At 35.7% G+C, this 19,427-nt stretch carries 13 protein-coding genes and 1 CRISPR repeat array; of the genes, 4 read left to right on the plus strand and 9 right to left on the minus strand.

Annotated elements, in window-relative coordinates; genetic code table 11:
- The first annotated feature begins 87 nt into the window (after positions 1-87).
- Positions 88-393: a hypothetical protein gene (locus OM074_RS09905; protein WP_301199315.1), complete on the plus strand. Its 306-nt coding sequence runs from the start codon at positions 88-90 to the stop codon at positions 391-393.
- A 153-nt stretch (positions 394-546) separates the two neighbouring features.
- On the plus strand, positions 547-732 hold the full coding sequence (locus tag OM074_RS09910; RefSeq protein ID WP_301199316.1) for a YgaP family membrane protein: 186 nt from the start codon (positions 547-549) through the stop codon (positions 730-732).
- 171 nt (positions 733-903) lie between these two features.
- Positions 904-3,313: a CRISPR direct-repeat array (repeat unit 36 nt; unit sequence GGTATATCTTATCGAGTATTAGAATCAAACCACAAC).
- A 176-nt stretch (positions 3,314-3,489) separates the two neighbouring features.
- Here the strand turns inward: OM074_RS09910 and cas2 are convergent.
- The 5 genes from cas2 to cas9 all read right to left on the minus strand — a co-directional run bounded on the left by cas2 (position 3,490) and on the right by cas9 (position 10,991).
- Complete coding sequence (gene cas2 / locus OM074_RS09915; protein WP_301199317.1) at positions 3,490-3,828, minus strand: CRISPR-associated endonuclease Cas2; 339 nt, start codon at positions 3,826-3,828, stop codon at positions 3,490-3,492.
- 81 nt (positions 3,829-3,909) lie between these two features.
- Complete coding sequence (gene cas1, locus OM074_RS09920) at positions 3,910-4,794, minus strand: type II CRISPR-associated endonuclease Cas1 (RefSeq protein WP_301199318.1); 885 nt, start codon at positions 4,792-4,794, stop codon at positions 3,910-3,912.
- Positions 4,795-4,993: 199 nt separating this feature from the next.
- Positions 4,994-5,578: a hypothetical protein gene (locus OM074_RS09925; protein ID WP_301199319.1), complete on the minus strand. Its 585-nt coding sequence runs from the start codon at positions 5,576-5,578 to the stop codon at positions 4,994-4,996.
- A gap of 29 nt (positions 5,579-5,607) precedes the next feature.
- Complete coding sequence (locus OM074_RS09930) at positions 5,608-6,264, minus strand: PQLLE family protein (RefSeq protein ID WP_301199320.1); 657 nt, start codon at positions 6,262-6,264, stop codon at positions 5,608-5,610.
- A gap of 686 nt (positions 6,265-6,950) precedes the next feature.
- Entirely contained in the window at positions 6,951-10,991 is a 4,041-nt protein-coding gene (gene cas9 / locus OM074_RS09935; protein ID WP_301199321.1) for a type II CRISPR RNA-guided endonuclease Cas9, read from the minus strand.
- A gap of 807 nt (positions 10,992-11,798) precedes the next feature.
- Here cas9 and OM074_RS09940 point away from each other — a divergent pair.
- Entirely contained in the window at positions 11,799-13,940 is a 2,142-nt protein-coding gene (locus OM074_RS09940) for a biotin/lipoyl-containing protein (protein WP_301199322.1), read from the plus strand.
- Positions 13,941-14,080: 140 nt separating this feature from the next.
- On the opposite strand, the gene OM074_RS09945 is transcribed toward OM074_RS09940, so the two are convergent.
- From OM074_RS09945 to OM074_RS09955, 3 genes are all read right to left on the minus strand, one after another.
- On the minus strand, positions 14,081-15,571 hold the full coding sequence (locus OM074_RS09945; protein WP_301199323.1) for a hypothetical protein: 1,491 nt from the start codon (positions 15,569-15,571) through the stop codon (positions 14,081-14,083).
- A gap of 90 nt (positions 15,572-15,661) precedes the next feature.
- Entirely contained in the window at positions 15,662-16,192 is a 531-nt protein-coding gene (locus tag OM074_RS09950; protein ID WP_301199324.1) for an FKBP-type peptidyl-prolyl cis-trans isomerase, read from the minus strand.
- Positions 16,182-17,207, minus strand: a complete 1,026-nt coding sequence (locus OM074_RS09955; RefSeq protein WP_301199325.1) for a DHH family phosphoesterase — start codon at positions 17,205-17,207, stop codon at positions 16,182-16,184. The genes OM074_RS09950 and OM074_RS09955 overlap by 11 nt, the downstream gene beginning before the upstream one ends.
- A 114-nt stretch (positions 17,208-17,321) precedes the next feature.
- Between OM074_RS09955 and ndk the strand changes: the two genes are divergently transcribed.
- Positions 17,322-17,741: a nucleoside-diphosphate kinase gene (gene ndk, locus OM074_RS09960; RefSeq protein WP_301199326.1), complete on the plus strand. Its 420-nt coding sequence runs from the start codon at positions 17,322-17,324 to the stop codon at positions 17,739-17,741.
- Positions 17,742-17,804: 63 nt separating this feature from the next.
- Here the strand turns inward: ndk and OM074_RS09965 are convergent, their stop codons facing one another.
- Positions 17,805-19,301 (minus strand): glycoside hydrolase family 10-like protein, encoded by a 1,497-nt coding sequence (locus OM074_RS09965; protein WP_301199327.1) that lies wholly within the window; start codon positions 19,299-19,301, stop codon positions 17,805-17,807.
- Between the last annotated feature and the right edge of the window lie 126 nt (positions 19,302-19,427).

Below are 19,427 nucleotides of genomic sequence, written 5' to 3' on the forward strand. Positions count from 1 at the left end.
AAATATTCAAAGGGAGCTGTCCAAACAGATTCTACTTTTACAGGATCTTATGTTTGGGCACCCTCTTCACTAATAAAAACTTACGACATGAAAATGCTGGTAGCTACAACTGTTGAAGAATACAGAGAAAAATTGCAGCAATTTTTTAGTGAACAAAAGGTTCAGTTCTATAACGAATTTGAAGTAAAAGGAGTAGATAAAGGCTACAAATCAAAACACCGCGTGGGTAATTGGTTTTCGGATGGTGATTACTCTACTGACCATATTGCTTTTTTTACGATAATTGAAGATGATCAGGCCAATCAAATAATGGCAAACTTGAATCAATGTAAAAACGACATGCCCAAATGCAATATTAAGGCTTATATTTTAAACATTGAACAGATGGTATAGTACCAAAATGAAAGGACGAAGGGAACAAGGAAAAGGGAGAAGGGTGAACAGTGATTAATAATTAAAACTTTGGCTTTTAATCATTATAGCCAATTTTACCATCAATTAAAAGCTTGAGTTAAACAAAAGTTCAAACAATTAAAAATTATTCATATGCAAGAAAGAATTGTAAGAGGAGTTGCCGGGACATTTATTTTAGCTAGTGTTATTTTAGCCGTTACTGTTCATATTAACTGGCTATACTTTACCGGATTTGTAGGTTTAAACCTATTGCAATCATCAATAACCAAATGGTGCCTAATGACTGACATCCTAACAAAACTGGGAATTCCGAAGTAAAAAGCCAATAAACACTTTTTCCTATCAAAAATTTACGTTAATATAAAAACGAGCAAAACGACTATCAAAAGTATAAAATAGGAAAAGTTAGATTAGGGATAATAAACTATAGGTTGGTTTACTTCTTCTATAAAGGAGTAGTTTTAAAACAGGGGCTCTGCTCCTGTTTTTTTTTGATCTTATCGAGTATTAGAATCAAACCACAACTAAGTTTGGACAGGACACCATTAAGGATGAGGTATATCTTATCGAGTATTAGAATCAAACCACAACTAACATTAATTCAGTATCTTTCTGCAATTCGGTATATCTTATCGAGTATTAGAATCAAACCACAACTTAACTGGAGATGTTGCAATGGAGTCAACAGGTATATCTTATCGAGTATTAGAATCAAACCACAACAGCGGAATTATTCGTTGTTGAGCCGCCATCGGTATATCTTATCGAGTATTAGAATCAAACCACAACCCTGTGCCTGTAAATATTGCATTACTAGCTGGTATATCTTATCGAGTATTAGAATCAAACCACAACTTACGAACCTTTGATTAAACCACAAAAAGGGTATATCTTATCGAGTATTAGAATCAAACCACAACTTTGCATCAGGTGTTATACCTGACAGTACAGGTATATCTTATCGAGTATTAGAATCAAACCACAACGCTGTTACGTTTGCTGTTAATGTATTTAACGGGTATATCTTATCGAGTATTAGAATCAAACCACAACAGCTCAGGTTTACGTAAAGTATGTAAACAAGGTATATCTTATCGAGTATTAGAATCAAACCACAACATAAATCTATATTCCAAATTGTGTCATCCGGGTATATCTTATCGAGTATTAGAATCAAACCACAACCCATTAATCATGTATGATGCAACATTATTAGGTATATCTTATCGAGTATTAGAATCAAACCACAACCTTCAATCTTACTTATACGACTCTTTAAATGGTATATCTTATCGAGTATTAGAATCAAACCACAACATTATCTATAAGTATATCTATCATAACTTAGGTATATCTTATCGAGTATTAGAATCAAACCACAACCCATTGTTTAGTAGCATTTAATATTTGATAGGTATATCTTATCGAGTATTAGAATCAAACCACAACCATATTCTTCATCACTTGAATAATCATAAAGGTATATCTTATCGAGTATTAGAATCAAACCACAACAATTGTGCCATTCTATAAAATTTTAACTAGGTATATCTTATCGAGTATTAGAATCAAACCACAACCAGTATCGAAATAAGTTGACAACATACTGGGTATATCTTATCGAGTATTAGAATCAAACCACAACCCCGCTAATCCTGAAGAAAATTTTAATGCAGGTATATCTTATCGAGTATTAGAATCAAACCACAACTCTGCAACCATTATTGCAATGGGGGCAAAGGGTATATCTTATCGAGTATTAGAATCAAACCACAACTACGCTAATAAAGCACCTGTAAGAGCAATCGGTATATCTTATCGAGTATTAGAATCAAACCACAACTTAGGCAGGGCAGGGCGAAGCCTGCAACGCTGGTATATCTTATCGAGTATTAGAATCAAACCACAACTTCTTAATTTCAATTGTTTTCATAACTCAAGGTATATCTTATCGAGTATTAGAATCAAACCACAACCGCCCAGGTGTTGGTATGGTTTTTACTTTGGTATATCTTATCGAGTATTAGAATCAAACCACAACTTATCTGGCCAATGCCTCACGCGATTACATGGTATATCTTATCGAGTATTAGAATCAAACCACAACCCGAACTTGGTTTTTGTTGGGATATTTACGGGTATATCTTATCGAGTATTAGAATCAAACCACAACCAACAAAGCTGCGGATGAAGATTTGATTTAGGTATATCTTATCGAGTATTAGAATCAAACCACAACCCAAATTGGCAAAGGATGGTATTCGTTATTGGTATATCTTATCGAGTATTAGAATCAAACCACAACCCATCGGCTCCAACAAAATCAACAATATCTGGTATATCTTATCGAGTATTAGAATCAAACCACAACCGCCGTTGGTGTCCTGAATAATAATATTCTGGTATATCTTATCGAGTATTAGAATCAAACCACAACTCTATATCCTCGGCTATAATCTTGTGCAGCGGTATATCTTATCGAGTATTAGAATCAAACCACAACTCTTGCTCGGCCCTTAATTCCTTTGCGGTTGGTATATCTTATCGAGTATTAGAATCAAACCACAACCACTAGATACGAGATATAAACCTCCACGGAGGTATATCTTATCGAGTATTAGAATCAAACCACAACCCAAACTCTTTCGCACCCTCTTTGACTGCTGGTATATCTTATCGAGTATTAGAATCAAACCACAACTCTGAAGCGACAAGGCTTTTTCTGTTTCCGGGTATATCTTATCGAGTATTAGAATCAAACCACAACCACTTAGTCAAAACGTTATATGCAAGGCTGGGTATATCTTATCGAGTATTAGAATCAAACCACAACGTTTAGATGGAAGGTTTATGGCGAGGGGATGGTATATCTTATCGAGTATTAGAATCAAACCACAACCCGAGCGCTTTAAAGCCCTTTATTCTTAGGCTATTTACTGCACATCTATCCAATAAAACTGCTTCCCGGAAGTAAAATGAAACTAATTTTTAGTGATTTTTATTGCAACATTTCAATGAACGTAAGCGAATATAATGCATCTTTTCCAAAGTTTAAAACTTTGGAAACGGTAAAACCTAAAACAATTCAAGTTGCTGCGGACTTTCTTCCATTTCCTGCTTTGTTTTACCCCACATATTTACAATATTGCCATACTGTTTATCTGTAATGCGCAAAATAGTTACCTGACCTTTATCCGGCACAAGAGTTTTTATCCGTTTTTCGTGAACATCAGCACTTTCTTTACTGGCGCAGTGGCGTGTATATACACTCCATTGCATCATGGTAAAACCATCTTTAAGCAAATTTTTACGAAACAAAGTCGCATTTTTCCGCTCCTTTTTTGTTGTAACCGGTAAATCAAAAAATACGAAGAGCCACATAATTTGGTAAGCATTTAATCGGTAATGTTCCATTGTTTTTTATCTTCTTAACTTTTTAACTTTTCCAAAGTTTTAAACTTTGGAAAAGGTTTAATTTAAGGTTTAGTTTAAGGTTTAACTAAAAACCGGATATATGATCTTTTTTGTGTCGCCATTAAAACAACGCGACAAAGATGCTGTTGTATGCGACAAAGCAACCATCAATGGACGTTTAACTTTGCCTATAGAAACATCGCAGGTTAGTACATTTAACAAATAGGCCTTACTCTCTTTATCAAGAATTTGATCGTTGTCCCCAGATTCCCACATATCAAACACAGCATCATCTACATACACCCGGTATGGCTCCATTATGTCATCGGCCAAACAGTACGAATTGTAACGGTTTTTATGGTGAATACCTAAAGTTGGTAATAAGCCGGAACCAACCAAGGCCCGGGTTACTGCAGCCCTAAGTATTATGTATCCATAGTTTAAATAAGGATTGGGGCCTGCTCCATATCTATCGCGCAAAAAACCTTCGCCAAAAAGCAAGCTCCAATACTCACGGGCTGCGGTACCTTCCCTGTTTGATGAATCATCACTTTTAACGCTAGTTACCAATGATAATAAGGCGCCTTGTGATCTGCCCTTTTTCTTTAACATAGCTGCCTGATTTCTTATTTTGTTTTGAATGGTTTGTTGCCACAATTGCTTTTTTAATGGAAGTGTGCTATTAAGCTGGTTTCGAAACAATTCTCCCTGCAAATGATGGCCATCTAGATTAAGCAGCATCGATGCCGGCATGTGTTTTTCGTTACAACATATTACAGCCACATTGTTTTCATTTAGTTTTTGCAACACGGGGAGTGTTACCGTTATTTGAGCGTTTTCGAGAACTACAAGTGCTATATCTTCTATAGGCACAGAACGCTCCTGACCATTTTGCTTAACAATGAGTTGATTCTGGCAAAAGCTTAAATATGCAGGATTTGTAAAAAAGAGGGTCCGTTTTAGCATAGCTTTAAATTTAGTAAGGACTTGATTGTACCTACCCTACCAAGATAAAGTTTTAATATGTTTATTAACGGAGTGATTTTGTAGATGAGTAAAGGGTAGCTATTGATATGGAGAAACTAAAACTAGTCTTTACAACTTTTCCAAAGTTTTAAACTTTGGAAAAGGTTTACTTTGGAAAAGTTGTAAAACCTTGAGACGATTAAAGATTTAATAAGTCAAGTGGAAACCGATGATTATACTTAAAATTTTCCAAGTCCCCAAACCACTCTAAAACTTCCTGAAAACAGATCAAAGTATTGGCTTGTTTACAAATTGCATTATATGAACTATATTTCCAATCTTCCGGTTTTTCAACAAAACCATGTTTCACAGGATTAAAATGAATATAATTCGCAAGCTTTAACAGATAGTCGTCATCTTCAACCGGTTTGCGTTTAAAATTCTTTAAAAACAAGCTTCCTCTCCTTTTATAAATCTTATTATAAGATTGGGTATAAGAACTAAACAAATTAGAAAATTGTTTGGAATAATACTTATCAGATTGCTCAACATCATTAATCCTTACTAAAAAATGGATATGGTTAGGTAAAAGACAATAGCAAAAAGTACTACTAAAAGAGGCTATGTATTTGATGTACTTATTGAGAAAGAAACGATAATTCTCTTCGTTGCGAAAAAGGTTTTCGTTTCCGTTGGCATGGTTGTATATATGATATAGGTTACCTGGCTTTAAAGGCTCCATCGCGGTAAGTTTATGGTTTATGGTTTTTCTAACCTTTTCCAAAGTTTTAAACTTTGGAAAAGGTGTATAAACTAGTTCTTAACAATAATACCCGACTTTTCTAAAAGTTGAGGCTGATCCATTAAGGCTATTTTTGCAATTTCTTCGTAATCACTCACCCATTCGTATAACTCCTCTAGTTTGTCATCTCTTTTTTGAGTCATATTTTGAGCATCACCCTTTTCTCGTTTTATAACTTCATCTAGCTCGTTAACAGTTTTTATCTCATTAAATCCTGCTTGTACCATTTCCTCTGAAACACCAAATTTGCTCATAGCATTCAGCCAATCGGTATTTGCTAAAAGGTTAGTATAAAAACTTTTGGTTTGCAAAAACCATTTCCCAACCCTTACTGCTCTCCTACCCGATAGCTGTAGTGTTATTTGAGCTGAAGTATCATTTTTTAAGGCCACTTTAGCTATGCCCCATATTTTTCGATATGTAACATTCGCATTTTCCTGTTGCTTGTCCCTTTGAGCATAGGCGGCTTTTACATCACCATGTTCCTTATCAAAAGACTGAACAAGGTGTTCTGAATCTTCTAACAAAACAACGCCCTCGGATAATTTTTCCTGATTGTATCCATAATTTGATACCGCATTTAAAATAACCGCATCACCGATGCTATTGTTAATACGCATTGAACTTGTGTAAACTATGTCTGCAACAGACACTCCTGACTTTTTCATAAATTAAAATTTTAATATGACGGAAATTTTTTAAAATAAACATAACGGCATATAGAGACTCTGTTTTCCGGCCCCGTTCTATTCCGGCAAAGAGGATCATGCACTTTTTATTATCAATAATGCAAGTACATATTCAAAAACAACTTGTTTTTGTAAGCATATACATGGTTACGAATACCAAAACACTTGTTTCGAAAACACTATGGCTTGTTACCGCAACAACACGGTTTATTTCCATTTTTAATATGCTTGCTACCATTACAAAAGTACTTGTTACCTCAATAAATATGCATGTAACGGCCGTAACAAGCTGTTTTTACTCCGTAACAAACACGCTATTTTCGGTTACAAGCTGTTTTGTAATGGGAACAATATTTAAGTTTATGGATAATTGTAGAAATGCATTATTTGGTAGCAGTTTGGTTGAGAAACAACGATAATTGAGTTCCTTTTTTTAGAGGTTGATAATTGATTAAAAAGCATTTTTAGAATTGGTTTAATAAAATTTATGTATTTTTTATTTCTGTTTAAAAACCTAAATATAAGATAAATAATCTCATTTTCGACACATTATCTAATCTGGTGTTTAATGAAAATCTAAAATTACAGTTTCGATATTATTGTCCTAACCCTTTCCAAAGTTTTAAACTTTGAAAAGGGTGGTGGTGTACTAAAGTAAATTGGTTTTACAATTTTTGAATTTTACCTAGAGGGGTGATTTCAAAATCAAAACCTTCATACCATGCTTTTATCTTACTACTTGCCACTACTACTTGTTCACATGGCTTCTCCCAATCAATTACATAAACTTCTTTTAGATCCGATGCTCGTCTTGCTTCTTTGTGATGTCTAAAATATAGTCTCCCACTTTTATCAAACTTTACTAACTTATATAATCTAATTCCAACCCTTTGGGGATCATCTTTCAACAATTCTTCTATTTCCATCGGAGTATTTTCCCAAAAAATGACCATCATACCTGTTTTTACTTCTGCAATCTTTTTTAATTTAACACCTCGTTTAGTGCTATATTGCTCAGACATGCATTCCAAAGGATTAATACCTTGTTCTTTTAAAATATCTTGTTCTTTTTTTCTAAGGCGCTTTGCAACTTCAAAATTATCTACAGTTTTAAAATCTCTAATAATTTTACCTTTAGCATCCGTACCTTCATAAATAGCCATAAAGTAATTACCATCATTGGCAGCATAAAAATTACGCTTATACTTCCGGGATTCATCATTCTTTACATCTCGTTGTTTTTTAATTGTTAAAGGTTTAGTAATTGTTGGTTGTAGTAACCTAACTTTTTTAATTGGTATAAATAAACCCTTACTATTAGGCATACAGTATAATTCAGATACCTGTCGCTTTATTGCAGCAATTTCTAAATCAACACTTTTCTCTTCTTGTTCACCCGCATTCTGACGCTTTTTTCGTAAAACATCAATATCTTTCAGCAGCTCTTTTTCTTGAGCTTTTGCACTTCGAATTTTCTCACGCACAGTTGTATCAACTATTTGGTCTATTTCCTTTGTTGATAAATCAACCACTTTTTTTCGAACTACATATTTTATTGCTTTTTGTTTTTCTCCTGTTTTCTTATTGATCTCTTCACGTTCAATTGCCCCATAAAAAGTTTCTTTATGCAAACTTCCTCTTACAGAATCGCCTGTTTTAATAATAGGATTACCTTTTTCATCGTATTGGATCTTTCCTCGTTTGCGTAATTTCTTTTTATTGCTTTTAGGTAAGTTATCGGGAGTATAATGCGAAACAAAAAGCTCATTTTCTATATTTTTTACATCTTCAGTAAAAGTAGGCCAGGGTTTATCGAAAAGAGGCTTTTTTTCAATCCCTTCTTCTCTTAAATCCTCCCAATCGTGATAAAACTTAGCCAACTTATCATATTGTGCCTTGGTCATACAAGCAATAATCATAGCATCAATACAATGATGTGTATGGCTAACACGTGCTTTTGTTTCGTAAGTCTCCTGCAAGCCCCAAAACCTTCTAAAATCAGCAACTGTACTACCCTTAACCGTAAATACCTTATTAAACAAGGTTTGTAAATATAATCGCGAATATTTGGAAATAATTCCTATATCAACCAATTGGCTGTTTTTAAAACCTATTGGCACATCTTTTCTGGTAAATGATTGGTATTTAGCTCGCCAATAATCTCTATCAAAAGTAAGTTCATGCCGCTTTCTAATCGCATTATCTTTGGCATCTTTTGTAACAGCTCCTTTAGCATTCCTTACTGCTTGAGCAATCTGTTTATCTATGCTTTCATATTTTGTTTTCCAATATTCAATACGCTCCAAAACAACATCATGATCAGGTAACTCTGAAGGAATTTTATTACGCTTTACCGCTCTATTAAACTGACTGCTACAAAGCGTTTTGTTTACTTGCGAATTATCGAAAGATACACTTTGTGGTATGGTGTGTTCAATATCAAATTTTGGATTAGAACCTAAAAAGTCACTCAAGCAAATATTCTCACCTGTATAGATACAAATATGATTTTGTTCTTCCCAAAGCTGATACTTTAATATCTCCGTTTCTGTTGGTTCCGCTTTAATTCCATGCTCTTCAAAGTGCTTTTTAATATCATTAGTGTATTTCTTTCTTGCATCCTCACGTTTTCGTTGCCAGTTTTGATAAGCTTTACGCTCGTTGGCATTCATTAGACCTCGTGACATTTCGATGTGTACAACAGTAGATTCGTCAATAGCACCTATATGTATCAGCTCGTTAACAACTTTTCGAAGCTGATGAAGTGCTCGCATTGCCATCGGATTACGAACAGATGTCGTCATAGGACTTCCCAAATACATATTGCCATCGTCGGCTCTTATTGCAGGCTTAAATGTTTCAATAGCCGAAGGATGGTACAAATTATCTTTGTTAACAGCAACATCAAAATTATCTTCCAAGAACTGCTTAATACGTTCGTCAATCCTCTGAACCCTAGCAAAATCCCCTACTCCATTATTCTTTTGCATTTGTTTCGAGAATAATTCAAACGCATGTTTTTCTATATTATTTTTTCTGGTTTCATTAAAAGAATTGTATCGATTATCTCCAAAATAGGATTTCAATTGGACTAACAAATCATCCTTATAGTATTTAACTGCCTCATCACTCCAAACTGCATTATTTTCTTTGCTTCTTTTCACCAAACCATTAACAATATCGATAATTTGCTTTTCTTCGTTTTGGGTTTGAATAATTTCATGTATGGCATTTTTAATTACAGCCTGATTTTCTTTTTGGCTCCATATTTCCATAGGAATAACCTCTTCCATGTTAGCCAGGAACACAGCGTGTGAATAAATTAATCCCTGCCGGAGATAAGGCAAAATCTTTTTAATGGCCTTTAAACTCAATGAGGCAAAATCCTGCTTTAAATGAATGTTGACAAACTCTTTAGTTTGCTCTTCTCTTAGTTTCAGTTTTTTTGTAGCAAATTCGGTGAGCTTATCATCCGAATCAAAGGTCATTAAAACATGCCATACATCATTTATATCTATTACAGATGTTGAGTTATCTTTCCCACGAACATGTTCTACAGATAAGCTTTGCCAATCTTCTCCAAAAACAGATTTAAAACGAGCCGAAACAGGACAACCGCTTACTGTAGTTTTCATGGAATAGTTAAACAGCCAATCCTGCTGTGTTTTTTCCGAGGATTTAAAATATTTGTATTGCCTTGGGGGAGCTAGTTGCTTTGCAATATCTTCAAAATCGAAATGTTCTTTACTTTTTCTAAAAAAAGCAGGCGTTACTTTTTCTTTTTCTTCATTGTTTAAAAACCTGAGCTTTTCATCGTCGGGCGTTTTTATTTTAATATTATTTACAAAGCAAAGCATCCTATACTCTTCAAATAAAGGATGAGAAACAGCACAACGTGGCTTATTGGTTTCAAATGGACATTTTCCAATCAATCCTTTTTGTGATTTTAACGGACGTTGGAAAAAAATTGCCCTCTTTATGGCCTCAATTTGCTCCGTTGGTAATTCCTGTAATTCGCAAATAGCATTAAACTCTTCTAAGTAATGGGCTTCCCTATGCGTATAATGGTTGCGTATTTTTTCACCATTTATATACAATTCATAAAAATACTGACCTAATGTTTTATCTCCTTTTGCCTGGCTGATTTCCTCAATACCTTGCTTAACCGCCCCATCACTTTCCTTTGTTCCCTCTAACCGGTTGCTTAAAAACCCTCTACGCTGTGCTATGTGATAGAATGCCCTACCCAAAACAAAACGATATTCTTCCTTACTTAAATCAAGTTTCTCTGTTGCAACAAGGTTTCTGAAGAAATATGGATTTTTTGATTGAGACTTTCTTTTTTCAGTATTACCTTCGTTGTCCGTCAACCACCATTTTTTAAAAGCCTTGCTCTGCGGATAAACTTTATTATATCGCCATCCATCAAGCTCTTCTTTTGTAAGCTGAGGACACAATTTGAATTCAACTAATACTTTTAAAGTTTCAATTTTTCGTAGCTTCCTGCGAAATTTAATTCGTCTGGCGCTTCTATACCCCGTTCGTTCTGCAGCCTTTGAACCTTCAACTCCTTTTTCAATTTTTACACCTTCCTGAAAAATTCTTACACCTTTATCAATAGGTGTAAACGTTTTATTGTCTTCAGTTTCAACCACAGCCCATCCAATGCTGTTTGTACCAAGGTCGAGTCCTAATATTTTGCTCATAACTTATATGTTTAATTTGTAAGGGCACGAAAAAATCCGGTTGAGAACCGGATTAAAATCTTTTAAATATAATAAATAATTGTTCGAATCGAAGATGAAGCAATACCTTTTCCAAAGTTTGGAACTTTGGAAAAGGTTAAGGCCCAGGAAAAATTTAAAGTTAATCTTGTTTTATCAACAAATCCTATTAAATTTGCTTTCATTAGAATCTTATCACAATAAGGCCATAGTGCCGAAGGAAGACATTCCTATACTCCCGCTTCGGTGGGAGTTTTTATTTTATCCCGGTTACTACTTAAACAAAATCACAAATAAGCATACCCAATACCTGGATAATCGCTTTTAAATAAAATATCCCTCGCTTACCTCCTATTCTACAAACTTGGATGAGCCAAGACCAAATATTTTTTGATTTCATCCAAATTGACGGCACAAAGCGCGGATCTGTTTAATGCCTAAACTGTAATTTTCAATTTTTTTAACAAATAAATCAAAAATAATTAACGCAAAAATTCTCTAATAAATGTTAACACAGGAAACATCATGAAAAATCATCGTCAATTAAACCGGATATTATAACAAACTGAAGAAAAAACTAAACAAAAAGCTGATAAAAATCACCATTTTGGATATTTTGAGGCGAGTAAATACATTGGGATGGTAATATTACAGAAAAATTTCTTTATAAAAAAAACCATGTTGTAAAATATCAATAAAACTTATCATTTAACACCACTTTATATGTACCTATTCCTTATTTTTGTGACAAAATAATAATTCAGTAATAAACCGTAGCAAACCAAAAACATGTCTAAAAAATTATTGATTAGGGACCTTACACTTAGGGATGGTCAGCAGTCGCTGTTTGCGACAAGAATGAAACAAGAGCAGATTGACAGAGTGCTTCCATATTACAAGGATGCCAACTTTTATGCAATGGAAGTATGGGGTGGAGCTGTACCTGATTCTGTAATGCGTTACTTAAACGAAAATCCATGGAACCGTCTGCAAACCATTAAAAAGGCAGTTGGTGATGTAAGTAAGCTTACTGCATTATCAAGGGGACGTAACTTGTTTGGTTACACACCATATACCAACGAAATTATTGATGGTTTCTGTAAAAATGCGATTAGCTCTGGTTTAGGTATTATGCGTATTTTTGATGCCTTAAACGACATTGAAAATGTAAAGTCTACAATCAAATACGTAAAGCAACACGGTGGTATTGCAGACTGTGCGGTTTGTTATACAATTGATCCTGAATACAGAAAGGCAGCCCGTTTTAAAGCTTTGTTAAAAGGAAAACCACTTCCTAAGCCTGTATTTACAGATGATTACTTTGTAAAAAAAGCTAAAGAGCTTGAAAAATTAGGTGCCGACATGATTACTATTAAAGACATGAGTGGATTAATTCCTCCAGTTCGTGTTACTAAATTGGTAAAGGCATTTAAAAACGCAGTAAAAGTTCCTGTTGATTTCCATACACACTGTACCCCAGGTTTCGGTTTAGCTGCGGTATTAGCTGCTATTGTAGCTGGTGTTGATGTAGTTGATACAAACATCTGGAACTTTGCTGGTGGTCCAGCTGCTCCTGCCATTGAATTGATTTACCTGTTTACTAAAAAATTAGGTATTGAAATGGATGTTAACATGGAAGCTGTTGCTACTATTAATAAAGAGTTGTATACCATTCGTCAGGAATTAGCTGATGTGGATGCCGGAAAACACTTCCCAAAACCATTCAATCCGCTTACCGATGCTCTTCCTGCAGAAATTGATGCTGAATTTGACAATGCTATTAAAGCAGCAAAAGCTAATAATGAGCATGAATTAGTACGTGCATGTCATGCTATTGAAGGATACTTCGGATTCCCTAAACCAAATGAATTGGTTAAGAATGCACAGATCCCTGGCGGTATGTACACTAACATGGTTGCACAGCTTAAAGCTCTTAAGTCAGAAGATATTTTAGAGGATGCCATGAAATTGATTCCTCAGGTGCGTCTGGATGCAGGTTTACCTCCATTGGTAACCCCTACCAGCCAGATTGTTGGTGCACAGGCAGTAAACTGCGCCATGGATGTAAAAAAAGGACAGGCTATGTATACCAACGTATCTAACCAGTTCATTAGTTTGGTAAAAGGTGAATATGGAAAAACACCTATCGCTGTTAAGCCTGAGTTCAGAGAAAAAATCTGTGGACACAAAGACGAACGTCCGTTTGACACTTCTACATATAAAATGCAACCAAATCCTGTATTGGAAAACTTTGGTGGCGTTAAATTAGCCGAGAACGAAGAAGAAGTATTGCTTCTAGAGTTGTTCCCCATGGTAGCTAAAGGTTACTTAAACGGCATTAAAAAAGCTGCATGGGAAGCAAAACAGGCATCTATGCCTAAAGAGGAAAAAGCTGCTGCTGCTGCTCCTAAAGCTGCTGCCGCCGCGCCAAAAGTAGTGGGTAAAAAAGTCACTATCCCTATGCCGGGAAGAATATTACAATACCTTGTTCAACCAGGTGACAAAGTAGAAAAGGATCAAACAGTTGCGATTCTTGAAGCCATGAAAATGGAAAACAGCATTACTTCACCTGTTGCAGGTTACGTAAATACTTTAATGGCTGAAGAAGGCGATACTTTAGCAGCTGATGCTCCAATCATGGATATCGTTGATGCTCCGGTTGAAGCAGCTGCAGAAACAAAGGCTACTCCTGCCAAAGCTAAGGCAACTGGCCCTACAAAAGCTGTTGTTGCTCCAATGCCGGGAAAAATCCTTGATATCCAGGTACAGGAAGGTGATAGCGTTGAAAAAAATCAGGTAGTTGTTATTCTTGAAGCCATGAAAATGGAAAACAGTATATCATGTGATTTCGCAGGTACTGTAAACGAAATTTTCGTTAATGTAGGCGACACTGTTGCCGCTGATGCTAAAATTCTTGACGTTGCTCAATAATTTTGTATTATCACTAACATACATATAAAAATGAAAGCCCTTGCCGATTATTTGGCAAGGGCTTTTTATTGCTTATTATACCAGAAACAAACACCTGTCTCTGGTATACATCCTTCTATTTTACAACGTCAATAAACAAATCACTTATAGTGCTTTAATACAAAATCTGCCACATTCTGAAACATCATCTTATCCAACACCTCTTCGGTGGTCATTCCCATAAATACACTTTTATCACTAATACTATTGTCAAAGTACTCTTTTAACGACTCCTTTAGGTTTATAAATTCATCAGCCACAATAAAAGAATCCACCGGATTAATCATGCCGTCAAAATCAGTTCCCAAACAAACACAATCCCACACTTTTATTTTTCCCTCAGGAACAATCAGGTCAGAATTTTGCACTGCCCTCACTATTTCAAGTATATTTTCACCAATTTGCTCAGTCCAAAACGCAACCACTTCTTTATCATTGTTCTTTATTTCTGAATTTGAGAACCTGGTTGATTGTTGAACCCTTCGGGCGCCTGAAAGTATGCGTTGATCCATATTTAATCCAATAATCCCATTGGAATCAACAATTATATTAATTTCCTCTTTCGATAAATTGATACTCCATGGATTAAAATAATCTGAATCTTCATATTTTTCCTTATCCGTATCCGGCAGTGTTACAGAGCCAAGAATGGTATCATGTTTACCAAATCCCATATGACTGGCAATAATTGGAATTTTCTCTGCATCACCCTTCCCTTCATTGAATTTCTTAATTTTATCGTAATACCACAATCGCGCAGCCACACTCATATGCTTGGTATCAATAAGTATTCTCCGGCCATTTCCCTCGTGTTTATTAATCCCCAACAAACAATCAATCACCTCTTCTCCCCTTGGGTTCATCGGTTCATTCATACCCACTTGCTGGTGTAACAAAAAAGATCCTGCCCCGTCAGGTATACTCCGGGCATGTCCTAACATTCCATTATAAAAATGGTGCGACATAGTAATATAAAGCGGAGGAAATTCCCATCCTTCCTTAATCTTTTTAATATTCTCCAATGTACTTTTATGAACCTGAGGTTTGTGTATCAGTTCATCGGCATTTGCTGATACCAAAGAGTGGGCACCTTCAATAGATGGAATCACAATTATGGTATTTTCTTCCAGCAGATATTGATCTATCTCGTCTTTGTCTCTGGCTAAAACATACTTCCAGTTTTCTCCATCTACCTTATGAACCTCACCACTCTCTGCTTTTAAAAATTCGTATTCCTTTTCTAAAAATTCATAATAGTCAAAACCCGTACTCTGAACCTGGTTTATATATTTTATAGGTAAATGACTGATAAAATATTTGGCAATGATATCTGAAATAATACTGGTCCCAATAATTTCAGGATCCAGCCAACTTTGCTCCAACGGATATAAAGAGGCAACCACTATTTTTACATTCCCCCTGGCCAGAGCAGGCATATTACTCTGATAATATTCAGGGTAAGGACTGTCGCGCTGTCGTTTTTTGGGGGCATTATTGCTCCAGAGGGAACTCTTTTTTCTTTTTCCTGCTTGTTTAAAAGCAAATGGATGCATTGTTGGGTGACAATGCAGGTCCGCAAAAATTTTCTTCATATGCTTAAATTTGATTAACAAAAAAAATGAGGCACAATACAATGCACCTCAATTCTATATTATTCTAAATAATTCAAAAAACATTTTACTCTATTCTTCCTTTAAACCCACTACTTCAACCTTATATACAATACTTGTCCTTCCCGGAATCCTATCATCATCACCTACCAAACCATATGCCCTATGAGGAGGCATAATAAACGTGGCCTTTGAATTTTTCTTTAACAACAAGATCCCCTCTTCCAAACCTGCTTCCACACCACCTTGTCCTACTTTAAATATTTTTGTACCCAATGAATCAGACGAGTAACAAAACGTACTATCCAATAACCTTACTTCGTACTTAATATCTACCACATTGCCCTTTGTAACTATATTACCTTCTCCCTCTTCATCAATACGATACCAAAGCCCTGTTTTGGTCTCTGTCATTTCAAGATTATTTTTCTCCACATAATCCTTTATCTCATCAGCATCAATCTCAACCATTCTTCTGTTCAATGAAATTAATTCATCCCTGGTTAAAGTACGTTTGTGTTCTTTTTCACCAGGCTGCACACCACAACTAACAATTACAGTTAACGCAATTACTATCGTTATTTTAAGTAGGCTATTTAACATTCTCTTTATAGTTTAGATAAAACGTGTTCAATTCCTTTTTGAATTTCTCTATGGTTTTTTGCATGCTTAACATCGACTCTCCTCCTGCTGCATTCCGATGCCCTCCTCCATTAAAATTTTGTTCCGAAAACAGGTTGACCGGAAAATCGCCCCGAGACCTGAATGAACATTTTATTTTATCGTCCTTTTCCATAAAAAAGGCAGATATGTTAATACCCTCAATACTTAAAGGGTAATTCACAAACCCCTCGGTATCCCCGGGCTGAAAATTATGCTGTTCCAACTCATCTTTATCCAGCCAAAGAAACGCTGCTTCATGTTCAGGCATTAAAAACATTTTTGCCCCCAAAACATGACCCAACAGCTTCATTCTATAAAATGAATTGCTGTGAAATACCAATTGATGAATTTTATCCTTGTCAATTTCCTTTTCCAACAAGCCTGCTACAATCCTATATGTATCCGGATTTGAAGAGTTATAACTTAATGATCCGGTATCAGTCATGATTCCTGTATAAAAACATTCCGCAGCTTCTTTGTCAACATACTTATCCCAACCCAAACTGCTAATCACATTATAAACCAATTCACAGGTTGAAGATGCTTCCGGAACTGATATCATAATATTTGCAATATCTTCCGGATATGGATGATGGTCGATCATTACCTTTGTTGCTGATGATTTCAATATCTCCTCACCCAATTCTGCCATCCTTTTTATACTATTAAAATCAACAAAAATTATGGTATCCGAAGTTGAAATCCTCTGAATGGCAGCCTGTTTATCTGCCTCAAAATCTACTACATCCCCTGCTCCATTCATCCAACTCAAAAACTTAGGAAACCCGGAAGGGGTTACCACCTCTACATCTCTGCCTAAATTTTTTAATACGCTTTTTAACCCCAAAGAAGAGCCCATTGCATCGCCATCAGGATTTAAATGCGGAACAATTGTAATACTTTGGGTGTTTATTATTTCAGTTTTAAGTTTATCTAGAATAGTCTTATCAATCATTTGTTTTTATTTTGACTTCAAATATAATTAAATATAAACGTCTGAATTTTGACATCACTGAAAATATTCCTAATATTATATTCAGCTATGTAAAATTCTAAAACATCTAATATTATGGCAGGAAACAAAACACTAACAATCATTAAACCTTTTGCAGTACAAAAAAGGAACTTAGGTGCCATATTAGCCAAAATTGAAGAATCTGGATTCCGGTTTTGTGCTATTAAAACCCTGAAGCTTGACAAACACGAAGCGGAGGAATTTTATATAGAACACAAAGAAAAGCCTTTTTACAACGAACTAACCGATTTTATGTCCTCAGGACCTATAACCGCTGCTATTTTAGAAAAAGAAAATGCAGTAGCCGACTTCCGGTTTTTGATTGGGGCAACTGATCCAAGCGAAGCAAAAGATGGTACCATCAGAAAAATGTTTGCCACTGACAAAACTCACAACGCCATTCACGGTTCCGACAGTGATGCAAGTGCCGAACGTGAGTGCGACTTCTTTTTTAGCAAAAGGGAAAGGTTATAATACTTCTAAAAAAAAGCAAAGCGGATAAAAAACTATAGGTATATCCGCTTTTTTTATTCTATCCTACTCAAAAAATACACATACTGACTCTTGGTTAGTAGAGCTCACACCCGAAACCATATAATAGTATTTTTCAGGATCAGTATGCTTGTTTATTGTTCCGGTTATTCTCGTTGCCCCGGTAACCCTTAAAATATTCTCAGCACTTTCGGTTGTGGCCGGCTTCCCTTTTTTAAACTTGTATACAATAAAATATTCATTGTTATTTCCAGATGTCCAGTCCAGCTGAATTTTATTTCCCTTCACTAGCATTTGTGTATTTGATGGTGCCTCGGGCACTGCTTGAGTTACGCGCATATTTACTGGGGGTAAAGCATCATAACGATAAAGCTTATTCAGACGCTCCTTTAACTTCAATGGATTTGATCGCATCAACTTTGCACTAAAAAACATACTCCCGTCAATGTTTGGATATTTCCTGTTTAGTTCTACCTGACGGACAATTTCTTTGGAAGACCGCCAGGCCTTATCCTTAGAATCCTTGTCTATGCGATAAAAGCCATGTCCCGTATATAACCTGCATCCATAGGCATTTTTACTCCACCAATCTGCAATAACAGCATAATCAGCCACTTCTTTTCCTATATGCCAATAAATTTGTGGAGTAACATAATCGATCCATCCCGACTTTTGCCATTTTAAAATATCCGCATATAAATCGTCATAATTGGTCTGTCCGGCCCTTGTTGCAGAGCCCCTTGGATCAACTGACTGATTTCGCCACACACCAAATGGAGAAATGCCAAACTCTATATGCGGTGCCAGGGTTTTAATTGTGTCATGAAGTTGTTTGATAATCAGATCTACATTATCCCTACGCCAATCATCCTTGCGCGAATCATCAAAGCCCCTTGGGTACATTTCAAAAGCTGCCTGATCCGGAAATTCTTTTCCAGCAATACGATAAGGGTAAAAATAATCATCAAAATGAACTGCATCCACCTTATACCTTTTAACAATATCAGCCACTACCGATGCCACATGATTTCTTGTTTCCGGCAATCCCGGATTAAAATACCCCTTATTACCATAGGTCACAAACCATTCAGGATGGGCTTTATATGGATGATCTTCTGAAACAGAGCTTTTATTCAAATCAAAAACAGCGCGGTATGGATTAAGCCACACATGAATATCCAGTCCCCGCCTTTTACACTGCTCAATAGTAAATTGCAGGGGATCATAATCCTCTGGGGGAGCCATCCCCTGTTTGCCATTCAACCATTGCGACCAGGGTTCTATTTCTGATTTATAAAAAGCATCGGCAGCAGGCCTAATCTGAAAAATTACAGTATTCATTTTATACTCTTTTGCCAGATCAAGCAATTCTATCATTTCCTGTTGTTGCATATCTACCGACAAACCAGCTCTTGATGGCCAATCAATATTAGCCACTGATGCAATCCAAACCGCTCGCATTTCGCGCTTGGGGTAGTTTTTGGCAAACAAACTCACGGTAAAAAACAATCCAACAAAAACAAATACAAACCTATTCCTCATATAATTACAAATATTACATTTTCCTACTTAATTCCTGCAAGAAAACTCATGATTCCTACGCTCACCCCTTTGATTCCCCTAAAGGGGAAAACTCCAACGCACTGTGCGGAAGCAACTTCCCCTTTA

Source organism: Plebeiibacterium marinum (assembly GCF_026013615.1).
GTDB lineage: Bacteria > Bacteroidota > Bacteroidia > Bacteroidales > Marinilabiliaceae > Saccharicrinis > Saccharicrinis marinus_A.

Coding starts and splice junctions, on each gene's coding strand:
- OM074_RS09905 (WP_301199315.1), top strand. CDS start 88: ATGAAAATGCTGGTAGCTACAACTGTTGAAGAATACAGAGAAAAATTG.
- OM074_RS09910 (WP_301199316.1), top strand. CDS start 547: ATGCAAGAAAGAATTGTAAGAGGAGTTGCCGGGACATTTATTTTAGCT.
- cas2 (WP_301199317.1), bottom strand. CDS start 3,828: ATGGAACATTACCGATTAAATGCTTACCAAATTATGTGGCTCTTCGTA.
- cas1 (WP_301199318.1), bottom strand. CDS start 4,794: ATGCTAAAACGGACCCTCTTTTTTACAAATCCTGCATATTTAAGCTTT.
- OM074_RS09930 (WP_301199320.1), bottom strand. CDS start 6,264: ATGAAAAAGTCAGGAGTGTCTGTTGCAGACATAGTTTACACAAGTTCA.
- cas9 (WP_301199321.1), bottom strand. CDS start 10,991: ATGAGCAAAATATTAGGACTCGACCTTGGTACAAACAGCATTGGATGG.
- OM074_RS09940 (WP_301199322.1), top strand. CDS start 11,799: ATGTCTAAAAAATTATTGATTAGGGACCTTACACTTAGGGATGGTCAG.
- OM074_RS09945 (WP_301199323.1), bottom strand. CDS start 15,571: ATGAAGAAAATTTTTGCGGACCTGCATTGTCACCCAACAATGCATCCA.
- OM074_RS09950 (WP_301199324.1), bottom strand. CDS start 16,192: ATGTTAAATAGCCTACTTAAAATAACGATAGTAATTGCGTTAACTGTA.
- OM074_RS09955 (WP_301199325.1), bottom strand. CDS start 17,207: ATGATTGATAAGACTATTCTAGATAAACTTAAAACTGAAATAATAAAC.
- ndk (WP_301199326.1), top strand. CDS start 17,322: ATGGCAGGAAACAAAACACTAACAATCATTAAACCTTTTGCAGTACAA.
- OM074_RS09965 (WP_301199327.1), bottom strand. CDS start 19,301: ATGAGGAATAGGTTTGTATTTGTTTTTGTTGGATTGTTTTTTACCGTG.